17 protein-coding genes are annotated in these 26,069 nt (G+C 70.6%); 5 read left to right on the top strand and 12 right to left on the bottom strand.

Annotated elements, in window-relative coordinates:
• Window positions 1-203: 203 nt before the first annotated feature.
• Together OU415_RS16760 and OU415_RS16755 are read right to left on the bottom strand one after the other, a co-directional pair.
• Window positions 204-1,550 (bottom strand): HAMP domain-containing sensor histidine kinase, encoded by a 1,347-nt coding sequence (locus tag OU415_RS16760; RefSeq protein ID WP_270949743.1) that lies wholly within the window; start codon window positions 1,548-1,550, stop codon window positions 204-206.
• Complete coding sequence (locus OU415_RS16755) at window positions 1,547-2,245, bottom strand: response regulator transcription factor (RefSeq protein WP_270949741.1); 699 nt, start codon at window positions 2,243-2,245, stop codon at window positions 1,547-1,549. Before OU415_RS16755 ends, OU415_RS16760 begins: the two co-directional genes overlap by 4 nt.
• 178 nt (window positions 2,246-2,423) lie before the next feature.
• On the opposite strand from OU415_RS16755, the gene OU415_RS16750 reads away from it, so the two are divergent.
• A complete protein-coding gene (locus OU415_RS16750; protein ID WP_270949739.1) occupies window positions 2,424-3,395 on the top strand; it encodes a DUF1259 domain-containing protein in 972 nt (323 codons plus the stop codon).
• 11 nt (window positions 3,396-3,406) lie between these two features.
• The gene (locus OU415_RS16745) at window positions 3,407-4,426 is read left to right on the top strand and encodes a YncE family protein (RefSeq protein WP_270949738.1); all 1,020 of its coding nucleotides are present in this window, start codon (window positions 3,407-3,409) and stop codon (window positions 4,424-4,426) included.
• 12 nt (window positions 4,427-4,438) lie between these two features.
• Here the strand turns inward: OU415_RS16745 and OU415_RS16740 are convergent, their stop codons facing one another.
• The 10 genes from OU415_RS16740 to OU415_RS16695 form a co-directional block, all read right to left on the bottom strand.
• Window positions 4,439-7,021, bottom strand: coding sequence for an Hsp70 family protein (locus OU415_RS16740; RefSeq protein ID WP_270949737.1), 2,583 nt, complete (start codon window positions 7,019-7,021; stop codon window positions 4,439-4,441).
• A 16-nt stretch (window positions 7,022-7,037) separates the two neighbouring features.
• Window positions 7,038-7,514, bottom strand: coding sequence for a hypothetical protein (locus tag OU415_RS16735; RefSeq protein ID WP_270949736.1), 477 nt, complete (start codon window positions 7,512-7,514; stop codon window positions 7,038-7,040).
• A 22-nt stretch (window positions 7,515-7,536) separates the two neighbouring features.
• Window positions 7,537-9,465 (bottom strand): hypothetical protein, encoded by a 1,929-nt coding sequence (locus tag OU415_RS16730; protein ID WP_270949735.1) that lies wholly within the window; start codon window positions 9,463-9,465, stop codon window positions 7,537-7,539.
• On the bottom strand, window positions 9,462-10,772 hold the full coding sequence (locus tag OU415_RS16725) for a serine/threonine-protein kinase (protein ID WP_270949734.1): 1,311 nt from the start codon (window positions 10,770-10,772) through the stop codon (window positions 9,462-9,464). Before OU415_RS16725 ends, OU415_RS16730 begins: the two co-directional genes overlap by 4 nt.
• Window positions 10,773-10,775: 3 nt before the next feature.
• Window positions 10,776-12,692 (bottom strand): AAA family ATPase, encoded by a 1,917-nt coding sequence (locus tag OU415_RS16720; protein WP_270949733.1) that lies wholly within the window; start codon window positions 12,690-12,692, stop codon window positions 10,776-10,778.
• Window positions 12,689-15,358, bottom strand: a complete 2,670-nt coding sequence (locus OU415_RS16715; protein ID WP_270949732.1) for a tetratricopeptide repeat protein — start codon at window positions 15,356-15,358, stop codon at window positions 12,689-12,691. Before OU415_RS16715 ends, OU415_RS16720 begins: the two co-directional genes overlap by 4 nt.
• 87 nt (window positions 15,359-15,445) lie before the next feature.
• On the bottom strand, window positions 15,446-17,452 hold the full coding sequence (locus OU415_RS16710; protein ID WP_270949731.1) for a CHAT domain-containing protein: 2,007 nt from the start codon (window positions 17,450-17,452) through the stop codon (window positions 15,446-15,448).
• Window positions 17,442-17,834, bottom strand: coding sequence for an effector-associated constant component EACC1 (locus tag OU415_RS16705; protein ID WP_270949730.1), 393 nt, complete (start codon window positions 17,832-17,834; stop codon window positions 17,442-17,444). The genes OU415_RS16710 and OU415_RS16705 overlap by 11 nt, the downstream gene beginning before the upstream one ends.
• 113 nt (window positions 17,835-17,947) lie before the next feature.
• Complete coding sequence (locus tag OU415_RS16700; RefSeq protein ID WP_270949729.1) at window positions 17,948-18,490, bottom strand: kinase; 543 nt, start codon at window positions 18,488-18,490, stop codon at window positions 17,948-17,950.
• Between the two features lie 102 nt (window positions 18,491-18,592).
• A complete protein-coding gene (locus OU415_RS16695; RefSeq protein ID WP_270949728.1) occupies window positions 18,593-19,870 on the bottom strand; it encodes a M20 family metallo-hydrolase in 1,278 nt (425 codons plus the stop codon).
• Window positions 19,871-20,220: 350 nt separating this feature from the next.
• Between OU415_RS16695 and OU415_RS16690 the strand changes: the two genes are divergently transcribed.
• The 3 genes from OU415_RS16690 (at window position 20,221) to OU415_RS16680 (ending at window position 26,062) form a co-directional block, all read left to right on the top strand.
• Complete coding sequence (locus OU415_RS16690; RefSeq protein WP_270949727.1) at window positions 20,221-21,270, top strand: LacI family DNA-binding transcriptional regulator; 1,050 nt, start codon at window positions 20,221-20,223, stop codon at window positions 21,268-21,270.
• A 422-nt stretch (window positions 21,271-21,692) separates the two neighbouring features.
• Window positions 21,693-24,611, top strand: coding sequence for an FAD-binding and (Fe-S)-binding domain-containing protein (locus OU415_RS16685; RefSeq protein ID WP_270949726.1), 2,919 nt, complete (start codon window positions 21,693-21,695; stop codon window positions 24,609-24,611).
• 107 nt (window positions 24,612-24,718) lie between these two features.
• Window positions 24,719-26,062 carry a TRAP transporter large permease subunit gene (locus OU415_RS16680; protein ID WP_270949725.1) on the top strand — a complete coding sequence of 448 codons (1,344 nt, stop codon included), beginning with the start codon at window positions 24,719-24,721 and terminating at the stop codon, window positions 26,060-26,062.
• Window positions 26,063-26,069 lie beyond the last annotated feature (7 nt).

The following is a 26,069-nucleotide window of genomic DNA, read 5'->3' as shown; positions in this document are numbered from 1 at the left end:
CGTTGCCCATCACCATCAGCGACGGCGAACAACTTGTCAATCGGATAGTTTGAATTGATCGACGTTTTCCGGCACCGAATCCGACGATTCGACGACAACGGGCAGCAAACCGGCACGCGTCCCGCACCGTCCACGCCCCGACTGCAGATTTCCCCCGCTCGACTGCGGGATTCGCGACTGGCAGTCGGCGCGAGGGCGCTCGGTCAGGGCTCCTCCGGGCGACCGGCGGGGAGGGTGATGGTGAAGACGGCGCCCCCGTCGGCGGCGTTGGCGGCCGTGACGGATCCGCCGTTCCGGTGGACGAGCGCCGCGGTGATGGCGAGCCCCAAGCCGGTGCCTCCGCTGGTGCGGGCGGTGTCCGCGCGGGTGAAGCGGTCGAAGATGTGCGGGAGCAGTTCGGGGTCCAGACCGGGGCCGTGGTCGCGCACTTCGATGACCACAGTGCCGTCTGCCCCGCGGCCTTGTGCGCTGACGGTGATGGGACCGGATCCGTGCTGGACCGCGTTGTCGAGCAGGTTACTCACCGCCCTGCGCAGGTCGTCCGGATTTGCCCTGGCTGCCAGGCCGAGAGGGCAGTCCACGTCGACGTCGTGCGCCTCGGTGACGACGTGGAGGCGATCGACGACCGATGCCAAGAGGGATCGAATCTCCACAATGGACTCTTGTGCGCCACCACCGGTGCGCTCGGCGCGGGCGAGCAGGAGGAGGTCGTGGGCGAGTTGCGAGAGCCGTTCGGTTTCGCCCAATGCCGACCGGAGCGCCGCGGTGAGTTCGTCCTGGGTGCGGGGGCGGCGCAGGGCGAGTTCGAGCTCCGTGGTGAGCACGCTCAGCGGGGTGCGCAGCTCGTGGCTGGCGTCGGCGACGAACTGCCGCTCGCGGTCGAGCGCTGCGTGCAAGCGCCCGAGCAGGTCGTTGAAGGTGTTGCCCAGCCTCGATATCTCGTCACGGCTCTCCGGAACCGGGAGTCGTTGCTCGGGATTCTCCGCGGTGATCGACGCGGCGCGAGCTCGCATGCGTTCCACCGGTCGCAGCGCAGCACCGGTCAGCAGGTACGCGCCGACGGCTGCCGCCACGAGCACGAGGGGGAACGCCACCGCCAACTCCTGGGCGAGGTCGGCCGCTGCGGCATCCCGGTCGGCGAGGCTCACGGCAGCCACCGCAACGCGGGGTTCGGCTGGTCCTGCTGCGACGCGCACGGGTCCGGTCAGCGCGCCGGCTCCGGGGTGTTCGACGATGATCGGGCCGCGTTGAGCGGCAGCGAACTCCGAAGGGGTCAGCAGCGGCTGGTCGCCACCGGAACTGGCCACGACCTTCCCCTCTGCGTCGAGGACCTGCTCCGCGGTGTCCCGACCGCTGGTCAGGACGGGTGCGAGCTCGTCGGCCGCCGATTGCACGTCGCGCAGCCTGTACTGCAGCGATTCGGTGATCGACTCGTCGAGCGAGGCTCGGGAGTTGACGACGGTGCCGATGGCGGCGGCGGTGAGGATCAGGGCCATCGTGAGGGTGAACGCGGCGGTCAGCCGCAGCCGCAGGGACCAACGGCTGATCATCGCTGCCCCGCGTCCGCCCGGCCGCCGTCCGCGCGCAGCCGGTACCCGGTGCCGCGCACGGTTTCCAGGGATCTGACGCCGAAGCGGCGGTCGATCTTGTCGCGCAGGGCGCGGATGTGGACGTCGACGACGTTGGACCGCGATTCGTAGGCGAAGTCCCAGCAGTGCTCCAGCAGGACTTCGCGGGTGAGCACGGCGCCGGGGCGCCGCAGGAACGCCTCCAGCAACGCGTACTCCTTGGCGGTGAGCACCACCTCGACGTCGCCCCGCCAGCACCGCTGGCTGGACGGGTCCACGCGAAGGTCTCCGGCGGTGAGCTGCGTCGGCCGGGGCACCGGTCCCCGCCGGGTCAGGGCGCGCAGGCGGGCGAACAGCTCCTTGAGGTGGAACGGTTTCGTCAGGTAGTCGTCCGCCCCGTCGTCGAGCCCGGCGATGCGGTCCGAGACCGCTGCGCGGGCGGTGAGCATCAGCACCGGAACCCACACCTCGCTGCTGCGCAGTCGCCGGCAGACCTCGAACCCGGACAGCTCGGGCAGCATCACGTCGAGCACGACCGCGTCGTAGCTGCGGCTCATCGCCGCGGCGAACCCGTCCGCGCCGTCGGCGGCGACGTCGACCGCGTAGCCCTCCTCGGCGAGGCCCCTGCGCAGCAGCCCGGCCATCTTCGGTTCGTCCTCGACGACCAGCACCCGCACGGCCGTTCACCTCCGCCCGGCGAGGACGGTTCCGCCTTCATCGGCGCTTCATGTCCAGGAGCTATCCCTGTACTCGGAAAACCACGGTTGCACACCCGGCTCGCAGGAGGAATCCCCCGCCGACGGGCCTCGGCCGCCCGGAGCGGGCCGGGGTGGGCTCCTCGATTGGAGGCCGGAGATGTCGAGCACTCGAGCGCGTCGAGCAGCGGTTCCGATCGTGGCCGTGCTGCTGGCGGCGCTGGCGGGATGTGGCGGGGCGCCGACTCCGGGCGGTCGAGGAGAGGCGCCCGAAGCAGGCCCGGGCGGGCACCAGCCGATCGCCACCGCCGACGCCGATTGGAAGGGCGTTGCCGATGCGCTGGGCCGACCGGGCAAGCTCACCGACGGCAACACCGTCTACCGCGTCGCGCTGACCAGGTCGGACCTCACCAACGTGGTCTCGCAAGGCGTCACCATCAAGCCGGGCTTGTCCCTGGGCGGCTACGCCACGTTCACCAAGTACGACGACACCACGATGCTGATGGGCGACCTCGTGGTGACCGAGAACGAACTGCCCAAGGTCACCGACGCGCTGCAAGCGCACGGGATCGAGCAGACCGCGCTGCACAAGCACCTGCTTGAGCAATCCCCGCCGGTGTGGTGGACCCACGTCCACGGCATGGGCGACCCGGTTCAGCTCGCACAAGGGGTGCGGGCCGCCCTGGACGCCACCGCTACCCCACGAGCCACTCCAGCCGCTCCGCAACCACCGGTCGAGCTGGACACCGCTGGCATCGACAACGCGCTCGGGCGCAAGGGAACGGCTGACGGCGGGATCTACAAGTTCAGCATCGCCCGCAAGGACGTCGTCACCGACTCCGGCCACGTCGTCCCGCCCGGAACCGGCGTCAACACCGGGCTCAACTTCCAGCCCGTCGGTGGCGGCAGGGCCGCGGTCAACGGCGACTTCGTGATGACCGCGCCGGAGGTGGAGAAGGTGGTGCAGGCGCTGCGCAAGGGCGGGATCAGCGTGGTCGCGCTGCACAACCACAGCCTCACCGACGAACCCCGGCTGTTCTACCTGCACTTCTGGGGCGTCGACGACGGTGTGGCGCTGGCGAAGTCGCTTCGGGCGGCTGTTGACGCCACGAACGCCCAACCCGCGCGATAGGGAGCGGCGCGATGAAGGGTCGCTGGTGGGCGCTGGTCGCTCTCGGCGTGCTGGTGCTGGCGATCGTCGTGGTCGCGGCGACGACGTACCTGCGTCCGCAGCCTTCCTCGTTGCCGTTGCGCGCTGTCGGCGAGGTGGATCTGCCAGGTGGGAGCTCGCGGTTCGACTACGCGAGCCTGGACCCGGACCGCGGTCTGCTGTTCGTGGCGCACCTCGGTGCCAGCGAGGTCGTCGAGGTCGACGTGCGCGCTTCTCGTGTGGTGCGGGTGATTCCGAACGTGTCGCAAGTGCACGGAGTGCTCGTGGTTCCCGCGCTGCACCGCGTCTACGCGACGGCCACGGGCCGGAACGAGGTGGTCGTGCTGGACGAGGACACCGGACAGGTCATCGGCCGAGCCCCGACCGGCGACTACCCCGACGGACTGGCCTACGACGCGCGCCGCAACGCGGTGTGGACGACCAACGAGCGAGGTGGAACGGAGACCGTCGTCGATGCCGCCACCGGCGCCGTGCGGGGCACGGCGGTGCTGGGCGGGGAGGTCGGCAACGTCGCCTACGACCCGGTCGCCGACCGGATGCTCGTGGACGTCCAGTCCCGGAACGAGCTCGCCGTCCTGGACCCGACCACGCTCGCCGTGACTCGGCGAATCGCGTTGCCGGGCTGCGACCACGACCACGGCCTGGCTCTGGCCCCGGTGCAGCGCCAGGCCTTCGTCGCATGCGACGGCAACGCGAGGTTGCTGACCGTCGGTCTGGACTCCGAGAAGGTCAGCGGAACAGCGAACGTCGGACGTGACCCCGACGTCCTGGCCTACGACCCCGGCCTGAACCGGCTGTACGTCGCGGCGGAGAGCGGCTGGCTGACCGTGCTCGATGCGCACGGCGGCCAGCCGGTCGTGATCGGATCGGGCTTCCTGGCAACGGATGCGCACGTGGTCGCCGCAGACCCGCTCACCCACCACAGCTACTACCCGGTACCAGCAGGCACGACCGGCCACCCAGCGCTCCTGGACCGCGAACCCGCGCCCTGACCCCTGCTCGGGTCAGAGGCGGTCGATGTCCCTGTCGAGGCGGTTGATCTGGTCGGAGATCGACTTCATCTTCAGCATCGACAGCTGGATGCGGGCTTCGGCGGTGCGCGGTTGGGTGTCGTCGCCGATCTGCTCGATCGCCTCCTGGATCTCGTCGATCTGCGCGCGGACGCGGTTGACCCGGGACCGGAACCGCTGGAACTCGGCGTCGTCGACCGCCTCCGCTTCCTTCTCCGCCTCCTTCGCGCGGAGTTCTTGGCGGAGCTTGTCCAGCGGCATGACCGCCATGACCTTCTGCAGGTCCGTGGGCAGGGTCTCCTGCTGGCGGGGTTGGCTGGGTTGCCGCAGGCGGAGGTACAGGTCCCGCAGGCCGCCGTTGGCCTGCGCCCAGCGCTTGGCGTCGCGCCGCGCGTACGCGGCCCGCGCTTCCTTCTCCAGCCTGTTGACGATCTGGTCGTGCGCTTGGACGTTCGGGTCGGAGCCCTGCGCGGACAGCAGTTCCCTGATGCCCAGGATGATCCCCTCGCACTCGGCCAGCGACGGTTCCAGTTCGTGCCGCACCGGGTGGACGACGCGGTCCAAAGCGCGCAGCAGCAACCAGATCTCCTGCCGGTCGGGCACCGGGACCGCGAACAGGCGCTGCGCCTTGTGGACGTACCGGTCGCCGTCGGCCCGCAACGTCATGCGGCTCGTCGCATCGGTCTCGAGGGCCATCCGCTGGTCCAGCTCGGCTTCCAGCCCGGCGAGCTCGTCGCGCAGCTCGGACAGCGACGGGATCTCCATGCGCGGGATGCTGACGTCGACCGGTGCTTCGCGGATCACCGCTCCCGCGCGGCTGTGCACGGTGGCGCGTCCTTCGATCTTGTTGCTGGCGCTGATGTTGACGGTGAGGGTGACCTTCGAGCCCTTGGTCGCCTCCGGGGGCACGTCCTTGATCAGCACGACGCCGATCGGGTCGTACTCCTGGAACAAGCGGATCTCGATGGTGTCGAAGTCGTTGATCCGCTGGAACTCCAGCGTCCGGCTCGCGGGCAAGGTCGCACCCTCCTCCGCGAGGGGCTCCATCCCCTGGACCGTTTCGATGAACAGCGGCTTGGGCAGCACGGAGAACACCCCGGTGATCCCGGTGTCGGCGTCCTCGGCGACGTGCTCGACGGTGAAGGCGTGCTCGGCCAGCGGCAGCTGCGAGCCGTCGCCGACGAGCAGCGTGAAGTTCGTCGTGGTCCCCGGCCGCAGTTCGACCTCTTCGAAGAAGAACCGGCCGGTGTCGTCCGGGATCGCCGCGTGGCGGCTGCCGTTCTCGCTGGTGAGCACGACGTTCAGCTCCGCCGCCGACTCGGTTCGCACCTGGCCGGCGACCGTGATCATCTCCTGCGGGGTGCGGGGTTCCACGTCGAGCTGGACGGTGCAGGCAGCGCTGGAGATCTCGCTCGGCATCGACCCGGCCTGCAGGGCCGCACCGGCGGCGACGATGCGGTCCGGTTCCAGCAGGCGGGCCTCCCGGCCCCACCTCCGCCGGATCGTGTCGGTGACCCACGGACCCCAGGTGGAACCGCCGACGAGCAGGATCTCGTCGACCTGCTCGATGGTCAGGCCTGCATCCGCCAGGACCAGCTCGCAGCCCTTGGTGCCGTCCCCGGCACCTCCGCCGCCGAGGGTGTCGTCGAGGAGCTCCTGGATGAGCTCGACGTACTGGGCGCGGTTGATCGAGTCGAGCAGCGTCACGGTCCGCCCGTGGTCGTCGGTGAGCTGCTCCCTGATGTGCACGGGCACCCGGTCGGTCCGCGCACCGGCGAGCTTGTGCTTGGTGTTCTCGGCGATCTGCAGCAACTGCGTCCAGGTCCCGAGGTTGCCGGTGCCCTCGTCGTCGACCGTGATCTGGACGCCCCGCTCGCGCATCCGGTCGTAGAGCCACTGCGCCAGCCTGCGGTCGAACGTGTAGCCGCCCAGCAGGCGGTTCCCGCCGAACGCCTTGATCGTCACCACCCCGCCGCGGCGCTCCATCACCGTGACGTCGAACGTGCCGCCCCCGAGGTCGTAGGTGAGCAGCCGCAGCGGGTCCCGCCGGTCGGCGCCCGCGTAGGCGAGCGCGGCCGCGGTGGGTTCCATCAGGAGGTGCTTCTCCTCGTCGAAGTCGAACCCGGCCGCCCGCGCGGCTTCCGCGGTCTCGCGCATCATCGAGCCCTCGAAGAACGCCGGGTGCGTGATCACCGCGCGGTCGACCCGCTCGCCGAGCGCCTGCTCGGCGATGTCCTTGAGGTACTGGAGAACGATCGTCGCGACTTCGCGAGCGCTGTAGTCCCGCCCGCCCAGCCGGTGGACGACGTCGGTGCCGATGTTGCGCTTGGCGGCCAGGATCGGCGCCTCGCCATCGGCGGCCCGGTCCTTGGCCTCCGTGCCGACGACGAGCTTGCCGGGGTCGTGCGGGTCCTCCCACACCGCGGAGGGGATGACGTCGTTCCCGTACGGGTCCGGGATGATCGTGACGTCGAGCTCCTCGAGGTAGGTCGGCGGCGGGTACCCGTCGGCCAGCTCGACCTTGCCGCGCACTGCGAGCACGCTGAAGGTCGTGCCCAGATCGATGCCGATGATCATCTCGTAGCTCCCCAGGTCAGAGGTCGAACAGGACGTCGGCTCGGGTGTCTTCGGGGCTGTCCGGCGCCGGCACCGGAAGGTCCGTCCAGGACGGGCGCGGCAGATCCGCCGGGTGCGGCGGTGGGACCAGCGGAGCCAGGGCGGCGAGGTTGGTCAGCTGCAAGGGGCGGCTCGACTCCTCCACCGTCGCGGCCTCCTCGACCGCTGCGCACAGCTCCGGCAACCGGCCGGTGTGGGTGGCCGGGCGAGCGTGCACGAGCAGCGCTTCGGCAGCTCGCCGGGCCGGGTCGAGCAGCCGCGACTCCGCCTCGGCGAGCTCGGCCTCGGTGATCGTCCGGCCGGCGACGCGGTGCTCGCCTCCGGCGCCGATCTTGCGCTGCAGATCCCTGCGGCGGGACGTGATCAGCAGCGGGCTGGCGTGCGACCCCACCTGCAAGATCCCGAAGTAGTTCTCCCGGTAGGGGTTCTCGCCCCGTCCCCATCTCAGCGGCATGCCCGATCCCTCCACAAAGGACTCACCAGCGGCGGTTGATCTCCAGCCCCGTGCGCAACCGCAGGGCAGTGATCAAGTTCTGCTTGATGGCATCGGCCGGATCGAGCGATGCGGCCTCGGTCAACAGCTCCTCCGCCCGGCGGATCGCGTCCAGCTGCGGGACTGATCCCGGAAAGCGGCCCAGGTATCCGACGTCGGACATGGACTCCGCGGCGGAGTTGAGCAGGTCGACGGCCACGGCGTTCAGGAATCCCGCGAGGATCTTGCCGTTCTCCGTCCGCCCTCGCGGGCCCGACGTCGCGTGCGCTTTCCGCAGGAGATCGACCCCCTTGTCCCGATGCCCGTCCTCGAATTCCCGGATCCCCTCCTGCTGCAACCGGAAGGCGGCGGGGCCGCCGTGCGCTGCGACCGTCTTGTGCAGGCTGGCCTGCTGGTCCGCCAAGTGCTGCACGATCTCCAGGCCCCGCTGGTCGCCGAGTTCGCGGCAGCGCCGTTCGGCCAGCACGAGATCGCGCTCGGCCGCGTCCGTCTCGAACTGGCCGAGGTAGCACTCCGCGCGCAGCACCAGGGCGGGCGGGAATTCCGCTTCGATCGCGAGGACTCCGTCGAGCGTTCGGATGGCGTCCGCCCAGCGGTGGGAATCGGCCGCCTGCTCCGCCTTCTTCAGATGCGGCGACAGCCGCTCTTGGCGGATCACCGTGCGCAGCGAGTGGCACCTGGACCGCAGGGTGGCGGGGTCGGCACCGCCCAGATCGGGCAGCGGCGAGTCGAGGGCCGACAACGCCGCGTCCACATCGCGCTCGGCCTTGTCCAGCTCGGCCAGCTCGAACCACGTGTCAGCCCTGGCCAGCAGCACGGACGCCGACAGCCCGTCGGAATCCTTGACCGAGCCGAGCAGCTCCAGCGCCAGCTCGCGGTTGTCGTCGACGTGGTCCCTCGCGGCCAGCACCGTGGTGATCTGCCAGTCCTCGCGGATCTCGTCGAGCCGCGGATCGGCCGCGGCCCGCGCAGCCCGGAGAGCACGGGCGAAATGCCGCCTCGCCTCGTCGAAGTCCCGCATGGCGTCGCACGCCTGGCCCACCCACGAGTGCCACCGGACCAGGTCGGTGAGCAGCGGATCGTGCTGCCCCACCTCCAGCAGCTCCGGTTCCAGCCGCGAGATGTCGGGGTCGTAGCGCCGGGCCGTCGCCCGGATCTCCTCGAGCGCCCCGGTCCGCTCCTCGAGGTCGCTCGCGTTCGCCTGCTGCACGTGCCCCGCCTGCACCCGGGTCAGCAGGCTGAGCAGGTCGCGCAAGGCCGGCGCGCAATCCTCGTCCCGTTCGAGATGACCGGTCACGGTCCGGATGGCCGGGCCGAGGGCGTCGGCTCCGATGGTGTCGTGGTTCCACACCGCCGCGTCCAGACCGGCGATCGCCTGCTCGTAGGCGTGGATGCGGACCCGTTCCACCAGTTCCGCCGGGAACTGCGAGCCGAGGGCGAGCTGGACGTGGAACCGGGCGCGCTGCAGCGGAGTCCGCTCATCTGCTGCGATGTCGAAGTGCAGCCGCACGACCCGCTCGGCCAGGTCCAGCCGGACCTGCGGCAGCAGGTCCGGTTCGACGTCGACGTGCTCGGCCAGCCAGGTCCAGAACTCGTCGGCGTCGAACAACCGGTGCCAGTGCACCAGGGCCTGCCGCCAGTCCTCGTCGGCCTGGTCCGGCTGCTCGGAGTTCTCCGCGTCGATCGCCCGCGCGTGATGCGTGATCGCGAGGTGGTGGGTGGCGCTCAGGTCGTCGGGGAACCGCATCAGCACGTCGTGCCACAGCTCGAGCGCCTGGTCGTCGTGGATCCGGCTCGGCCAGCCGTTGCCGTTCGGCTCGAGCGCGCTCCACGCCCGCCGTTCCGGGCGGTCGCGCACCTTGAGCTCGGCGCCCAGTTCGTCCAGCCGCCGCAGCAGTTCGTCCTCGCTCATCGGCGGCCTCCGCGTCGTGCGGCCCTCGCGCGCTCGCGCATCTTGCCGGCCAGCGACGGATTCCCGCCAGCGTCGTAGGCTTCGGCGCTCACCTCGAGCAACGCAGCGGATTCCGCCGGGGTGAGCGCCGGGAGCCTGAGTCCGGTGGCGCAGTGCTTGAGCGCTTCCGCCCACACACCCGATTTGAGGCGGAGCTTCGCGATGCAGAGGTGCGCGGCGACGGCCTCGGGGAACCGGGCGAGCGCGGTTTCGGCCCGTTCAAAGGCTTTCTCCGGGTTGTGCTGGCCGTCGAAGGATTCGACTTCGGCGAGAAGCCGTTCGAGGTCTTCGGACCCGTCCGGCGCCTCGACCGCGGCGGGCACCAGCGCGCCACCGGAGGTGTAGGCCTCGATCTCGCGCAGCAGCACCTCCGCGTTCGGATAGCGGTCCGTCGCCCGGAACCGCAGGCACCGGCCGACCAGCTCGCCGACCAGCGGATGATCGACGAGGTCCGGGTTGTCGTCCGGGGTGAGCCGGGGAATCCCGGCGTGCCTGGCCTCGAGCTGCCGCCGCCGGTGCCCGTCGGAGTCGTCGGCGGCGAGCTCGGCCATGCCGACGTCGGTCAGCGGATGCCGGCCGGCGAGGATTTCGTGCAGCATCAGGCCCAGCGAGTAGACGTCGGACGCGGGCGTCGGCTCGACGCCCGCAAGCACCTCGGGCGCCTGGCAGGTGATCGCACCGACGCCGCCCCACAACCCGATCGAGCCGAACGCGACCTGCGCCAGCCCGAAGTCGGCCACCTTCAACCTGTCCGGCCCGTCGGCGAGGACGTTGTCCGCCTTGAGGTCGCAGTGCAGCACCGGTGGGTCGAGGGTGTGCATCCACGCCACGGCGCGCAGGACCTGCGTGATCCAGCGCAACGCCAGCGCCACCGGAACCGGCCGGTACGCCTGGCTCAAGTCGGCGAGCGTCCGCGCCGTGGCGCCGCCGGGCATCCGGTGCCCGGTCACGTACTCCATCGCGATGTAGGCGCGCGCCCCCTCGCCCTGCAGGATCCCGGCGTCCAGCACCGTGATCAGGTGCCTGGTCGCCTCCGGGTAGCTCTGCTCCTCCTGCAGCCGCATGACGACGGCCGCGTCGTTGAGCTGCTCGCTCGCGTTGTCCCCGGTGACCAGGTCGCGGTGGAACAGCTTCAGCGCCACCTGCCGCAGCGTCAGGTCGAAGACCTTCTGGTCGGCCAGGTACACGGTGCCGAAGCCGCCCGAGCCGAGCAACCGCCGGATGACGAACCGGTCGTCCAGGACGGTTCCCGCAGCCAGATCCGCCATCCGCTAGGCCCCCTCCGCGAAGGTGCGGTCCCCGCGCAACCCGACGACGACCCGTTCCGGGGCCCCGCCATCGCCGAGCGTGAGCACGTCGATGACCGGGGACACCAGGTAGTGGCTGGTCAGCCGCGGCACGATGCGCGCACCTTCCCGGTGCCCCGCCGTCGCCCGGCGCGTGAGCCAGTCGGACACCTCCGGCAGGACCTGGACGTCGACGCCGCGGTCCGCGAACCTCGCGGTCTCCAGGGCGACCTGGCGACCGACCAGTTCGCGGTAGGTGTGCTCGTCGAACGCCCGGAACACGATCTTGTCGTCCACCCGGTTGTAGATCTCCGGGCGCTTCAAGTACTTCAGGACCACCTCGCGGATCTCGGACTCCGCCGCGTCGTCCAGTCGGCCGTCCTCGACCGACGCGGCCGGTGGCGCGACTTCGGACCCCAGGTTGGAGGTGAGGACGACGACGCAGCCGCGTCCGTCGCGGGTCGGGCCGGCCGGGTCGTCGATCAGCCCTTCGTCGAGGAAGCGCAGCAGCGCGGGCCAGACGTCCTCGTGCGCCTTCTCGATCTCGTCGAACAGCACCACGCTCAGCGGCTTGTCCCGCAGCCCGTTGGTCAGCTTCCCCTCCCCGTAGCCGACGTAGCCGGGTGGTGCGCCGATGAACACGTTGAGGCTCTCCTTGGTGGCGAACTGCCCCATCTCCAGCATCAGCAGGTGCTCGTCGGATCCGTAGACGACGCGGGCGAGTTCCTTGGCCAGCTCGGTCTTGCCGCTGCCGCTCGGCCCGAGGAACAGCAGCACCGCGGCCGGGCCGCGATCCCGCGGGAACCCGAACCGGAGGCGCTTGATCCACGGGAGGATCCGGGCGACGGCGTGGTCCTGCCCGAGGATCCGCTCCCGCAGCCGGTCACCGATCTCCGCCACCGGGGTGAGCTGCTCGTCGACGTCGTCTTCGTCGGCGGGCTCGGCGTGTTCGAGGTAGTCCCGCAGCTTGGCCGGGTCGAGCCCGCGGCCCGCGAGCCAGTCGGCGATCACACCGCGCTCCTGGGCCACGGCTGCGCGGGCGATGTTGACCTCCCCGGGCTTGGCGCCGAAGCGGGCCGCGCCGGCGACCGCCTGCTTGAGCACCTCGACCACAGCCGGGTACAGGGTCTCCCCGCTCAGCTCCGGACGGTCGACCCGCTTGGCCGCAGGACGGCGGAGCTGCAGCGCCAAGGCGCTGTGGACCTCGCGCAGCGGGTCGATTCCCTGGAACTGCAAGGCGTTCTGCAGCATCCCGCTGTCGATCCCGACCAGCGCGTAGAGCAGGTGCAGCACGGTGGCCCGCCGGCAGCCCAGCGCCGCCATCTCCTCGCGCAGCAGGGTCAGCACCCGCTTGCCCGAGCCGTCGAAGGCCTCGCTCTGCAGCACGCCGGTGGTCGGGTCGAAAAGTTCGGCTGGTGAGGACGCACGCCCCAAGTCCTTCAGCCGCCCCAGGAATTGCTCGAAGGCCTCGTCCGAGCCAGCGATGGCCACCAGCAGCGGACGGGCTTGCGGCACGAGGTCGAGCAGGGTCAGGACGAACAAGCCCTCCCCCGCCCGGACGGTCCCCGATGCGTTGGCGCGCTGCGCGAAGAGGTCGAGCAGCTGGCGCGACGCCTCGGACATCGCTTCCGCGCCGGTTCCGGTCGGCATCCCGGGTTCCCGGTCCTCGTCGAGCGCTCGGCCGTAGAGGAGCTCGCAGAACCGGGTGGGATCGACCCCGCGCGGCCGGAAGAACGTCGTGTGCAGGATCGTCCCGCTGCCTCGGGCGAGGAGTGCCAGGAAGTGCGCCGGTTCGACGAACCGGCACCCGGTCTCGGCGGCCTCGGCGGCCAGCTCCGAGCCGTCGCCGAGCACCGCGGCGAGCTCGGGTTCGACGTCCACGCCCCAAGCGTCGGTGATCATGCCGGCTCCTGGAGGAGGGTGCGGGCCTGGTCGATGTCGCGCAGCGCCCGGCGGATGTCCCGTTCCGAGCTGCGGACCGCCCGTCTGGCGTAGGCGATGCCCATCGCGCGGCGCACCTCCGGGTTGGCGAGATCAGCGAGTTCGTCCGGCAGGTGGCCGTCGATGACCGCGTCGAGGTTCCCGGTGCGCAGCCTGGCCTCCGTCGCCGCCAGGTAGCCCGCCACGGGCGCGCAGGGCAGCGTTAGGAGGTCTTCCTCGATTCCGCCGTAGGCGGCCAGGAATTCCCCGTCCTCCCCGAGGGCATCGGCGATCAGGCACCGAATCGCCGGGTGCGCGACGGGCTGGGTTTCGAGCGCTCGTCGGGCATGTCGGGCACCGAGCTCGCGCTGCTGCGGGTCCGCGGCGAAAACCGAGAGGAGACCCGATAAGAGCCTCACCGCGCCGGATCGGGAGTCGTCCTCCATCGTCGGCAGCGGGGGCGCTTCTGCGGCCGATTCGGGGTGGAGCAGCAGTTTCGCCGTCCCAGCCCAGAACGCGAGCACCGGGTCGTCGGCCTCGGAGCGCAGTTCTTCTTCCAGCGCAACCAGTTCCGCTCTGGCCGAGCCGCCTGGTTCGGCGAGGCAGAACTCCCTGATCAGGCGGGAAGCGCGCACGGACAGCGCCGCCCGGACCAGATCCGGATCCCCGTCGGCGGCCCACCTCTGCAGGGCTTCGCCGACGGCGTCTTCGCCTGCCTCGACGGCACGCCGCGCGACGAGCAGCCTCAGCACAGGATCGGCCGGTCCCGGGTCGAGCAACGCCCGCAGCGGCTCACCTGTCACGCCGTCGAGGCAATCCCGGACCACCAGCAGCGGAGCCGCCCAGGTCCGTTCGAGAGAACTGCTGTCCAGCAACGGTTCTGGCGGAATCTCCGCCCCGTCGTAGCGCTGGCGCAGCCACACCCTCGCCAACCGGGCAGCCGCGACCGGGTCCTCCGGCCGGTTCGTCAGCGCCTGGCGGTACCGCCGGGTCGCCTCGGTGACCTCGCCTTTCACCTCGTGCAGCCGCCCCAGCATCCGGTGCCCTGCCGCGGCATAAGCCCCGGCGGCCGCTTCCCTGCCCGCGAAGCCGTCCACCAGGCGCTCCGCTTCCTGCACCTCGCCGCTGCGTCCGGCGAGGAGGGCGGCGAGGTAGTCCGCCGAAGCCGGACGTGGCGCTGAGATCGTCTCCAGAAGCTGCGCCGCCTCGGTGGTTTCCCCTGCTGCGACGGCGAGCAGACCGAGCTGCGCTCTTGCTTCGCGTGCTTTGACTCCGTGCGCGCAGCGCTGGAGGAACTCCGCAGCTTGCCGCGTCTGACCGGCGTGCGCGAAGGTCACGCCTTCCCAGTAGTCCAGGAGGGGCTCGTAGCGCAGTCGTACGAGACGTGCCACCAAACCTCGGCCGGTGAGCCCAGGTCTCGCACGTGCGAACCATTCGAGCGCTGCATCGGTCTGACCTGCTCGCAGCGCCAGCCGGGCTTCCAAGTAGCCGCGCTCGACCGCCTGCTCCTGGGCGGCCACCCGCTGGAGGCACCCGTCGACCGGCCACCACGGGCAAGGACTGGGTTCCGAGCGGGATGCCGCCGCTGCCGTCGACGAGTCCTCGCTCAAGGCGATCCGCAGTTCGACGAGCCGTCCCCAGGCCGTCCCGTCGGTGAAGCGAGCGCCGAAGTCGGTTAGCTGTGCCGGCAACGCCCGTGCGACCTCGTCCGATAACAGTGGGCGTAAGTCCTGCACGTTCCCCAGGCGCTGCCAGATCAAGGCCGGCTGCCCCCGCTCGGGCGCGTGATCGGACAGGACGGCAGTGGCCTCGTCCTCGGCGTACCGCAGGCGGCCGCACAACCACTGCCCCCAGGCACAACCCTCGAGCGCGGTCTGCTGGACGCGAGGCGGTCCCCCGTGTATCGCGGCTGCTAACACGGATTTCAACGCGGACAACTGCGGGATCGTGCGGACCAGGGACCCGCTGGCTTCCCCGAGCACCGCACCGAACTCGACGTCCTGGACGGGGCGATCATCCCGCAAGCACTCGAACACCCCTGCCACGAAGCGGAAGAACCGGAAGTCCTGGGCGAAGTGCGCATCGACGGCCGCGCTGGACAGGCACCGGCCGAGCGAAGCCGGGTCGCCGAAAGCAGCAGCGCAGGCCGCGCCGAGCAGCACAGGCGGCCAGCTTCCGGCGGGCGCGGTCGCACCAGCCGCGAGATACCTGGAGGCCAGCCCGAACTGCCCGGTCTGCATGGCGTACACCGCGAGGTTGTAGAAACCCCAGGGCAGTGCGCCCGCGACCTGCATCAGCCGACCGGTCAGCTGCGCGACGTGGGCGATCAGCTCCCACGAGGCTCCCGGCACGATCCGGAGCACCGGCTCCAACGCGCGGGTGGCCACCTCGAACGCCTCCGCGGCGTACCGACCGTCCCGGTACCGCTCGAGCAGGGCAACGCACCTGCTGGCGTCGGACAACGTCTGCGTGGCCATGACGGCAGCGACCGCCGCGAGGGTTTCGGCGGTTTCATCGCCGACGGCACCGGGATGGTTCAGCTCCTGCAGCGCGTCGTTCGCACGTCCGTCCTGGAGGGCGGCCAACGCCCGGCGAGCTCGGCGCTGCCGCACGAGTCGCCACTGCCCGCGTTTCGTCGCTGATGCCATGACGAAGCCTCACCGCTCGTGTTCCACGTCACAACCACCCTCCGCGCGAACTCTACTTGTCCGGGACGACGACTTCGCCGATGTTCCTCATTCCCGGTCCGGCCGGCGGAGGTCCTCGATCAGCCGCACGCCGTCGACACCGAGTCCTTCCAGCACTTTTCGGGCTCCGGACGCCTCATCGGCCAGCAGCGCGAGCAGCAGTGAGACCTCATCGGCGGGTGCTCCGGTCGCGGCGGGCTTGGCCGTGCCCAACGCCGTGAGCGAGCGCTCGGAGAAGTGCTTGCGGCGCGGCGTCGGGGACGAAAGCGCGCGGACAGCCCGCTTTCCGACGTCCCCCTGCTTCTCCAGCGCGGCGCGCAGCACGGCGCTGCCTGCGATTCCGAACCCCTGCAGGAAGGTGTCCGAACCGATGGCAGTGCGCCTCCCGGCAGCGAGCAGGAGTGCCGCGCGGAGGGCCCGGACAGCGGAATCGTCGAAGGCGTCGGTGCGCAACCGCCCGTCGTCGTCGAAGCACTGCGCGGCCAGACCCGACGAGGTTCGCGTCGGCGCCTGCTGCGACTCGGCGCGCGCGCTGTCCGGCGGGAGCAACTGCTGCAACGACACGTTGATGATCTCCAGCAGCCGGGCCGAGCTACCGCCGCCGGTCTCGACGTACGCGGCGGCGATGTCCTGCGGGGTCACCATGGAACGGCCGTCGGCCGAGGCGATCTCCTTGGCCTTGACCAGCGCCGCCTCCACGCTGTCGGACCGCTGCACGTCGGGCGCTCGGCCGTTGGTGCTGCCCGGGCGCGCGTCCACCCCCACATCCGCCCCGATCACGCCGTAGAGCGTCGCGGTCAGGACCGCCAGGTTGGTCGATCCGATGGTGCGCCGCATGGACGGCTGCAGTTCCGGGCACGTGACCAGCCCGAAGAGGAGGTCCGTCGAGGTGACGATGCCCTTGGCCGCGGCGTTGACGCGGTCCAGCAGCTCGACCGCCTCGGGCGAGTACTCCCCCCGCTCCTGCACCCGCGGACGGGCCGGCGCCGGGTTCCGGCCGGTGATGTGCACGCTCGGATTGCCGTAGAGCAGGAAGGACGCCCACGCGCAGTCCGGCTCGCTGAGCACCGCGCGCCGGGCTTCCCGCATCGCCGAACCGGCCGTCTTGTCGTCCAGCAGCTCCCGGTAGAAGGTCTCGGCGAACCGCTTCGCGCTCTCCTCCCCCACTTCGGCACGGGTGCCGATCACGACCTTCGAGCCCAGGGTCATGAAGGACAGGCACAGGTTCGCGACCGGCCCGACGGCCTTGCATCCGTTGACGAAGACGACCGGGGGCGCGCCCACCACCGCAGCCGTCTCCAACGCGTGCTCGTCGAGCAAACGCCGCTGGTGGAGCAGCAGACCGCTCTTCGCGGGGTCCGAGCGGACGGTGACGTGGCCGCAGTAGTGCAGGAGGTCGTACTGGGTCGACGTGAGCTCGCGGACCACGTTCGCCAGCGTCGCCTTGGACCCCCGCAGCACCGTGCACTCGGCGCCGCGCGCGGTGAACCACTCGGCAACGCGCGCGGCTTCGTGGCTGGCCGCGGGCAGGTCCTCGAGCGGGTCACCGATGATCAGCGCCTTCTCGACCGGGCCGATCTCGCGGCCGGGGTGGGGCGAGGTCCGCACCACCGAGCCCTGGCCGAGGTCGTGGGTGAGCCCGAGGAAGTCGGTCCCGTCGTGGAGCAGCTCCCACGGCACGAGGGTCTCGTTGCTCCGCACCATCAACGGGCCTTGCGACTCGCGGACCTTCGTGATGAGCGCGGGCTCGTCGGTGCCCTTCACCGGGCGGAAGAGCTGGCTGTACAGCGTCTGACCGGTCCTGACCAGCTCGTCGCGGAGGTCCGACCCGCTGGACGGCGTCCCGCCGAGGGATGCGTCGAGCGCCGATTTGAGAATCCCGTCGATCTCCTCGCACAGATCGCGCACCAGGCTCTGGCTGACGACCAGCGAGTACTCCTGTTCCAGCGCACCGAATTCGGTCCCGCCGGAAGTCCGCAGCTCGTAGCGGTAGCGAGTGCCGCCGTCCTCCTCGCTGACCGTGACGCTCAGGACCGCGAGCGGGTCATCGCTCATGGTCGGCCCGGCCTTCGCGCCCGTCGATGAGCTTCTGCAGCGCTTCGAGCTCCGCCGGGGTCGGCACCTCGCTGAGCGTCACGGTGACGCCGTCGACCGTCAAGGTGAGCGTTTTATCGGTTTCGTCCCGCTTCTTCTTCCGCTGCCAGCCCTGCATGACCTGGATCGCCGCGGCGAAGGTTCCGGCGAACTGCACGACCAGCCCGATGATGTCGACGGCCGCCGACCGGCGCCCGGGCTCGGGCTGGTCGACGTCGACCTCGTCGGCCCGAACGGCTCCGGCGTCCAGCAACGCATCCCGCAGGTCACCGCGGAGCCGCAGCGCGTCCTTCCGGCGCTCGGCAGCCTGCAACCTCACCTCGAACTCCAGAACCGGGCTCATAGCCGGAGATCTTCCCAGAGGAACACCCCCGATCGCACCAAGTTCAGCCAGGTCGATCACGACTCATCACGAGCACCAGCCCTCGAACCCGCGCAGGTGCACGTGAATAACATTCACGACTTGGTCGCGTTGCGGGGTTGCTCGCCGAAGGCTTCGGCGAGGATTCGGTGGGTGGTCTGCTCCAGGCTGGAGGTCTCCGGGATGACTTGTTCGGCGGGCAACCGGAGGACGTCGTGCTCCCGGTACCAGGCTCGCATTTCTTCGGGACCGAACTCGGCGGCCTTCGGTCGGGTTTCGTGGCGGCGGAGGGTTTCCTCGAACGAGACGTCGAGGTAGTAGAACGCGGTGGTGCCGCGGTGATCTCGTGCGAGCTGGGTCAGCATCGTCGCGTAGCGCTGGGCGGTGAGGATCCCCTCGACGATCACGTGGTATCCGCAGTCGAGGGCGTATCGCGCGACGGTGCTGATCAGACCGATGTTGAAACCGTTGGCCACATCGCGTTCTTTCAGCACCGTCCGCCGCATCACGTCTTGCGGGACCAGCGCGCACGTTCGCCCCAGCGCCTCTCGCACCGCCGTCGCGACGGAGCTCTTGCCGCTACCCGAGTTCCCCCGGATCACCACCAAGCGCGTCCGCGAAGAGCCGACCAATCCCATTCACCGGAGACTAGCGATCCCTGCCGGCGATGACGACCGGCATCCCGGTACATCTCTCCATTGTGGACTCTTTCTCCGGAGGGCGAGGGCGGGCAGGTGCGCTCACCGGCTGGCCGCGAAGCCGTTGTCCACAGTGGTCTCCTGGTCCATGCGGACCAGGGTGGTCGCGAGCAGGTGGACGCCGGTGGCGATCTGGTCCGCGTCGGTCCACTCCTCGGGGCAGTGGCTGCGGCCTTCCCGGGAGGGCACGAAGATCATCCCGGCCGGGCAGCGGGCCGCCAGGTGCGCGGCGTCGTGGCCGGCGCCGCTCGGCATCGCCATCCACGGGAGGCCGAGTTCGTCGGCGGCGGCCGACGTCAGGTTCTGCACGGACGGATTCGTCGGGACGACCGGGTTGTCCACGGTCCAGTCGATCAGCACTTCGACACCGTTCTCGGCGCTCTCCCTGGCGATCTCCTCGACGATCCGCCGACGGACACCGGACAGCCAGACCTGGTCCTCGCTGCGGAACTCGGCCGCCAGGCGCGTCCGGCCGGGCACCACGTTCTCCGCACCCGGTTCGACCAGCAGATCACCGCAGGTGGCGACCGCAGCACCAGGCCCCGCGCACCCCTCGCGCTCGACGGTCAGCACCGTCCTGGCGGCTGCGACCAACGCGTCCCGCCGATCGTCCATCCGCCGGGTCCCCGCGTGGTCGGACCGGCCGGTGAACGTGGCGAGGAAGCGCTCGATGCCGACGATCGCGGTGACGATCCCGATGCCGACACCGCGCTGCTCCAGCGTCGGCCCCTGCTCGATGTGCAGTTCGAGGTAACCGTGCAGCGGTTTCGTCGCCCAGGTCGGCGTGAGCATCCCGCCGGGGTCCAGCCCGAAGGACGTCGCCACGTCGCCGAGCCGATTGCCGCCCGCGTCCACCCGATCCAGGTTCTCCGTCGTGAGCACCCCGGTGGCCGCCTGGCTGCCGAGGCAGCTGCCGCTGTAGGGGTTGGACTCCTCGCCGAGGAAGTCGACGACGAGGAGGTCGTGGTCGAGCCGGGTCCCCGTTTCCCGCAGCCGCCGCGCGACCTCGATGCCGCCGAGCACCCCCACGATCCCGTCGAACCGCCCGCCGCCCTGGACGGTGTCCGTGTGCGAGCCGGTGACCAGCGGCGCGCCACCGTGCCGCCCCGGAAGCCGACCGACGATGTTGCCCGCGGGATCGACGGTGACCTCCAGCCCGGCGTCGCGCATCCGGCCGCGCACCCAGTCCCGGGCCGCCCGGTACGGCTCGCTGAAGACCCGGCGCGTCCAGCCGTCCGAATCCGGCTCGGTCAGCCGCGCGAGATCGTGCAGATCGGACCACAGCCGTTCGTGGTCTGGCGCCAGCAGTTCGACGTTCACTCGATCACCTCCAGTGAGGCTTTTCCATCCTGCTCGGGCAGCGACCGCGAAGCACGACCGGCACCGCGCGGCGAGGGTCGCATGCGCCGCAGGCGCATAACCCACCCTCGCAACCGGCACCGCCGCGGGTTCTCAGCGTTCGCCTGGCGAGGACGGCCAAGCCGCCGTGTATTGGCATACATCAGGGTTGGCACCCGCAGACCAGGCGGGCGCTGAGGTTCCGCCACCCGCACCGCCACGCAAAACGAGGATGGAAAACCCTCAGTGCACCCAAACGTTTGCCCCAAACGTTTGGGTGACTATGCTGGTCTTGTCCGCCAGGAGTCAAGGGGCTGGGTAGAGTTCCTCCGATGTCGACGCAAGACGCGCCTCGCGGAGCGCCGCTCAAGCCGCGCCGCCCCGCGACGTTGCGCGCCATCGCGGAGGCCGTCGGAAGCCACTCCTCGACGGTTTCCCGCGTGCTCAACGGAACGGCGCAGGAGCGGCGCGCGGCAGCCTCACCGGAACTCGCCGAGCGGATCCGCCAGATCGCCGAGGAGCTCGACTACCGGCCCAATCCGCACGCGGCCAGTTTGCGCACCCGGCGGAGCGGCTTGATCGGCGTGCTCGTCCCGCGCCTGTCGGACCTCGTGCTCGCCATGGTCTACGAGGGGATCCACGCCGCAGCAGCGGATGCCGGCCTGTCGACGTTCGTGACCAACACCGACGACCTCGCGCAGCGGCAGCGATCCGCGGCCGACGTGATGCTCGCCCGCCGCGTCGACGGGATGATCTTCGGCGACGCCCACCTCGACAGCGAGTTCCTCACCGAGTTCGCCGATCGGGGCGTCCCGTTCGTGCTGGTCAACAGGTGGTCGGGCAGCTTCCCGGCCGCGACCTGCGACGACTACCTCGGCGGCCGGCTGGTCGCGGAGCACTTCCTGGACCGCGGCTTCGAGCGCGCCGCGTTGCTGGCCGGGCCGGAGTTCGCGAGCACGGCCCGCGACCGCACGGCCGGATTCCTCGACCGCTACCGGGAAGCGGGCATCGAGGTGCCCGAGAACCGGATCGTCCGGGCAGGTCTCGACGTCGCGGAGGGCCACCGGGGCGCCGACGAGCTGCTAGCCCGCGGCCCGGCGCCGGACGCGATCTTCGCCGTCAACGACTTCGCCGCGATCGGCGCGATCGGGTCCCTGCGCGACCACGGCATCCGAGCGGGCGAAGACCTGGCGGTCGCCGGCTACCACGACACCCCGCTGGCCGCCGAACTGCCGATCCCGCTGACCTCGGTGCGGACCCCGGTGAAGCAGATGGGCAAGGCCGCCGTCGACATGCTCGCGCGGGCCATGGCCGGGGATGAGCCGGAATCCGTGCGCCTCCCCCCGACCCTGGTGATCAGAGCCTCCACCGACCCGAGCTGAGCACGGGTTATCAGCCGCTGACCTTTGCGCGCCTCGCGCCCTTGCTCGTGATCGCCTGCCTTCTCTCGCTCTGACCGGATTGCGTCGCGGCACCCAACGCACTGGAACCGCGCACACCGGACGGCAGGTCCACTTCGGACTGCTCGATCGCGGATCCGTTCCAGGAGGCGGATTTGCGCATCAACTCGACCAGCGGTCCTTCGACCGCTGCTGCCGCGGCGTTTCAGCGGGCGCACGTCGGCGCGGTCCGGGCAGGGGGACGTGGCCGAGCTGGGATCACGAACCGCGTGGTTGCCAACCTCCACGAGTAACATGTTACTGTCCTGCCGCCGGTGACTTCCCCCACGATTCGAGTCGGGCGCCCTCCGCGCAGGCCCGCCTGCGGACGTCACCACCGATCACCCCCGAAGGGAGAGACCGCGGTGACGACAGCGTCCAACGAGGACATCCGCGCGCGCTTGCGGACCGACCGCGCCGCGCTGGGCGCATACGTTTCCGACGCCTCGATCTTCCGCCGCGTCCCCCGAGCTGTCCTCGAACCCCGGACCCGCGCTGAGATCCGGGCCGGGGTGCGCATCGCGCAGGAGGAGGGGTGGCCGATCACCGTCCGCGGCGGCGGCACCTCGGTGGCCGGGAACGGGATCGGCGAGGGCCTGATCATCGACACCTCGAGGCACTTCAACCGCATCCTCGAAATCGACCCGGAGGCGCGCACCGCCCGGATCGAACCCGGCGTCGTCTGCGACGCCCTGCGCGAGGCGGCGGCTCCCCACGGCCTCACCTACGGACCGGACCCCTCGACCCACAGCCGGTGCACCGTCGGCGGCATGATCGCCAACAACGCCTGCGGATCCCACTCGCTCGCCTGGGGAACTGCCGCGGACAACGTCGTCGAGCTCACCGTCATGCGCGCCGACGGCGAGCTGGTCACGTTGAAGCGAGGCGGGACGAGCGATCCCGAACTCGACCGGGCCCTCCTTCGCTTGCGGGACGAGAACCTCGCGCTGCTGCGCACCACCCTGGGTCGATTCCCCCGGCAGGTCTCCGGGTACGGGCTGCACCACCTGCTCCCGGAGAACGGCTTCGACACGGCCAAGGCCTTCGCCGGCTCCGAGGGAACCCTGGGCATCATCGTCGAGGCCGTCGTCCAGCTCGTCCCCGTGCCGGAGGCCACCGCCCTGGCCGTCCTCGCTTTCCCCACCGTCTTCGACGCTGCCGCGGCCGCGCCGCTGACCCGGCGCAACGGCGTGGTGACCTCCGAGGGCATGGGCGGAGACCTCCTCGACGTGCTGCGGATCAGCCAGGGCCGCGATGCCGGTGACATCCTCCCGGGCGGTGTCGGTGATCCGCGCCCGGCAGGTGGCTGGCTCTACTGCGAGACGACCGGCGAGACGGCCGAAGACGCCCGGATGCGCGCCGAGGAACTCGTGGCCGAATTCGATTCGCACCCCCAGCACCGCACCGTGGACGCGGTGATCGTTTCCGATCCGGTCGAGATGCGGAAGCTCTGGCGGATCCGGGAATCCGCGGCGGGTCTCGTCACGCGCCTGCCCGACGGCGGCGAGGCCTGGCCGAACTGGGAGGACTCCGCCGTGCCGCCCGAGCAGCTCGCCGACTACCTCCGCGATCTCTACGCCCTGCTGGACGAGCACGGTCTGCGGGGCATCCCGTTCGGGCACTTCGGCGAAGGCTGCGTCCACATCCGCATCTCCTTCGAGCTCGGCACCGAGGACGGCCTCGATGTCTTCCGGGCCTTCATGTCCGATGCCGCCGCCACCGTCGCGGCCCACGGCGGTTCGCTCTCCGGCGAGCACGGCGACGGTCGGGCTCGGTCCGCTCTGCTGCCGCACATGTACCCGCCCGAGGCGCTCGCGGCCTTCGCCGCGTTCAAAACGGCCTTCGATCCGGACTGCGCCCTCAACCCGGGTGTGCTCGTCGACCCCGATGCCGTCGACGTCGGGATCCGCCCGGCACCGGGGCAGCGAAGCAAGGAGTTCGTCCCCGTGCACGCGCTCAGCCGCGACCGGGGCTCACTCGTCAACGCCGTCAACCGATGCGTGGGCGTCGGCGCCTGCCGCTCGGACGAGGGGGCGATGTGCCCCTCCTTCCAGATCACCCGCGACGAGGTGCACAGCACTCGCGGCCGAGCCCGCATCCTCTCCGAGATGTTCCGCGGCGACCTCCACCCGGAGGGCACCGGCTCGGAGGACGTCAAGGACGCGCTCGATCTGTGCCTCTCGTGCCGGGCGTGCGCCTCCGAATGCCCCGTCAACGTGGACATGGCCACTTACAAGTCGGAGTTCCTCCACCAGCACTACGCGGGTCGGCGCCGCCCCATGGCCCACTACTCGATGGGTTGGCTGCCGCTCACCAGCAGGGTTCTGCACCTCATCCCCGGCGCCGCGCGAGCGGTCAACGCCCTCCTGTCCATCCGCCCCGTGGAGAAGGCCGTCATGCGGCTCGGCGGCGTCGACGCCAGCCGCTCGATGATCCGCTTCTCCCCGCGCAGCTTCCAGTCCCTGTCGAAATCACGGCGGTTCCGCGCCGAGCAGCAACCGACAGGTTCGACGTCGACCAGCGAGCAGCGCGTCTCCCGCGGAACGGTGGTGCTCTGGCCGGACAGCTTCACCAACCACCTGGACGCGAACGTGGCCGCCGACGCCCATGCCGTCCTCACCGCGCTCGGCTACGACGTGATCGTTCCCCGCGGATTCCTCTGCTGCGGGCTGACCTGGCACTCGACCGGCCAACTCGCGCGAACGCAGCAGGTCCTCGCCCGCACCCTGAAGTCGCTGGACGCGTGGATCGACGGCCGCACCCCCGTCGTCGTCCTCGAACCGTCCTGCGCATCGATGCTCACCGAAGAGGCCCCCGAACTCCTCGCCGCCGACCCGCGCTCGCACCGGCTGGCCGCGCAGGTCGTCACGCTCGGCGACGTCGTCGCCAGGCACGTCGACGACGCGGACTGGCCCTTCGGGGAACTGCCGATCCCGGCCCTCTCCCAGGTCCACTGCCACGAGCGCTCCCGCCGCGGCCACGGAGGCACCGGGACGACGTTGGCCCGTCTCGGCGTCGCGGAGTCCCAGATCGAGACCGGTTGTTGCGGGCTGGCAGGCAACTGGGGGTTCGAACCCGGTCATGCCGATCTCTCCCGCAGCCTCGCCGAGCGGGAACTGCTCCCGCGCATCCGCGAACTCGACGGGGAGGCCGTCGTGCTCGCCGATGGCTACTCCTGCCGCACGCAGATCCGCGAGGGCCTGGCCGACGGGGCCCGCGGCGCGGATCAGAAGCAGGGGCTCCACCTCGCCCAACTGCTCCGTCGAGCACTCGGCACCCGCTAGCCACCGCGCGGTGGCCTCAGCACCCGACGACCACAAGCTCCACCGGGCACACCCCCGGCACCCCGCTCAGCGCTGAGCGGCTGAACCGAAGAAACAGGTGAAACACGATGGGCATCCTCGCGCTGCTGGTCTTCATCGCTGTCACCGTCGTGATGAACGTCCCGCTCCGGAGACCGATCTCCGAGTCCCTGCTCGTAGCCCTCCTGGCCACCGCGCTCGTCGGCGGCAAGGACGCGCTGTCGCTGCTGTGGACCGGAGTCTGGGACGCGCTCGACAACGACGTGACCTTCGCCGGCATGGCATTCGTCTTCATGGGCGTGATCGTCTCGGCCACGGGCCTCATCGAACGGCTCATCCAGATCTTCAACTCCGTCTTCGGCCGCCTGCGCGGCGGAGCGGCCTACGTCTCGACGGCAGGATCCGCGGCCATCGGACTCGTCGCCGGATCGACCGCGGGCAACGCCGCCACCGTCGGTTCGGTGACGATCCCGTGGATGAAGGAGAACGGCTGGTCGCGTGCGCGGGCCGCCACCCTCGTGGCCGGCAACTCCGGTCTCGGCGTCGCGCTGCCGCCGAACTCGACCATGTTCATCATCCTGGCGACGCCGGCCGCCGTCGGCGTGAGCGCCGGTGACGTCTACGTCTCGCTGTTCGTCGCCGGCGCCTACTGCGTGCTCTACCGCATGCTCGTCGTCTTCATCTGGACCCGCCGCGACGGCATCGAGCGCACCGACTCCCGCCACCTCGCACCCTTCCGCAGGGCGCTGGCGAGCGGGTGGACGTCGATGACGATCTTCGCCGGCATCCTCATCCCCGTGCTGCTCACCTTCGGGCCGCTGTTCAACTTGCTGGAGTCCGAAGCCCGGATCGGCGAAGCGGCCATGGGAGAGATCTCCATCATCGTCTGGGTGCCGATCCTCATCTCCCTGATCGCGCTCGTCGAGGGCCGCAAGCGCCTGCGCGGCAACTGGGGACACCTCCGCCGGGCGATCCGAGCGGAAGCACCGCAGTTCGCCACGGTGGGCATTTCCCTCTTCGCCGCCCTGGCCGCCTCGAACATCATGAGCGAGCTCGGAGTCGGACCGCAGCTGTCCGAAACGCTGGCCCAGATGGACCTGCCCAAACCACTGCTCGTCCTCGTCGTCTGCCTCACCGCGGTCCTGGTGGCCACGCCGCTGTCCTCGACGGCTACGGCAGCGGCCATCGCCGCTCCGGCGGTCATCGCCCTGGGCACCGTCGACGTCCCGGCCGTCGTGGCCATCTGCGCGATCCTGGTGTGCACCTCGACCGAGGGCGCCTCCCCACCGGTGGGCGCACCCATCTACCTGGCCTCCGGCATGGCCGAGGTCAACCCCCAGAAGACGTTCGTCCCGCTCATCATCTGGTTCGTCGTCCCCGTCATCGCCATCGGGTGGCTCATCGCCATGGGCTGGCTGCCGATTCCGAGCTGAGAGGATC

It is taken from the genome of Saccharopolyspora oryzae (assembly GCF_027853915.1).
GTDB classification, from domain to species: Bacteria; Actinomycetota; Actinomycetes; order Mycobacteriales; family Pseudonocardiaceae; genus Saccharopolyspora; species Saccharopolyspora oryzae.
Note: the sequence above shows the minus strand (reverse complement) of the source record. Positions and strands in the feature narration are given on the sequence as shown.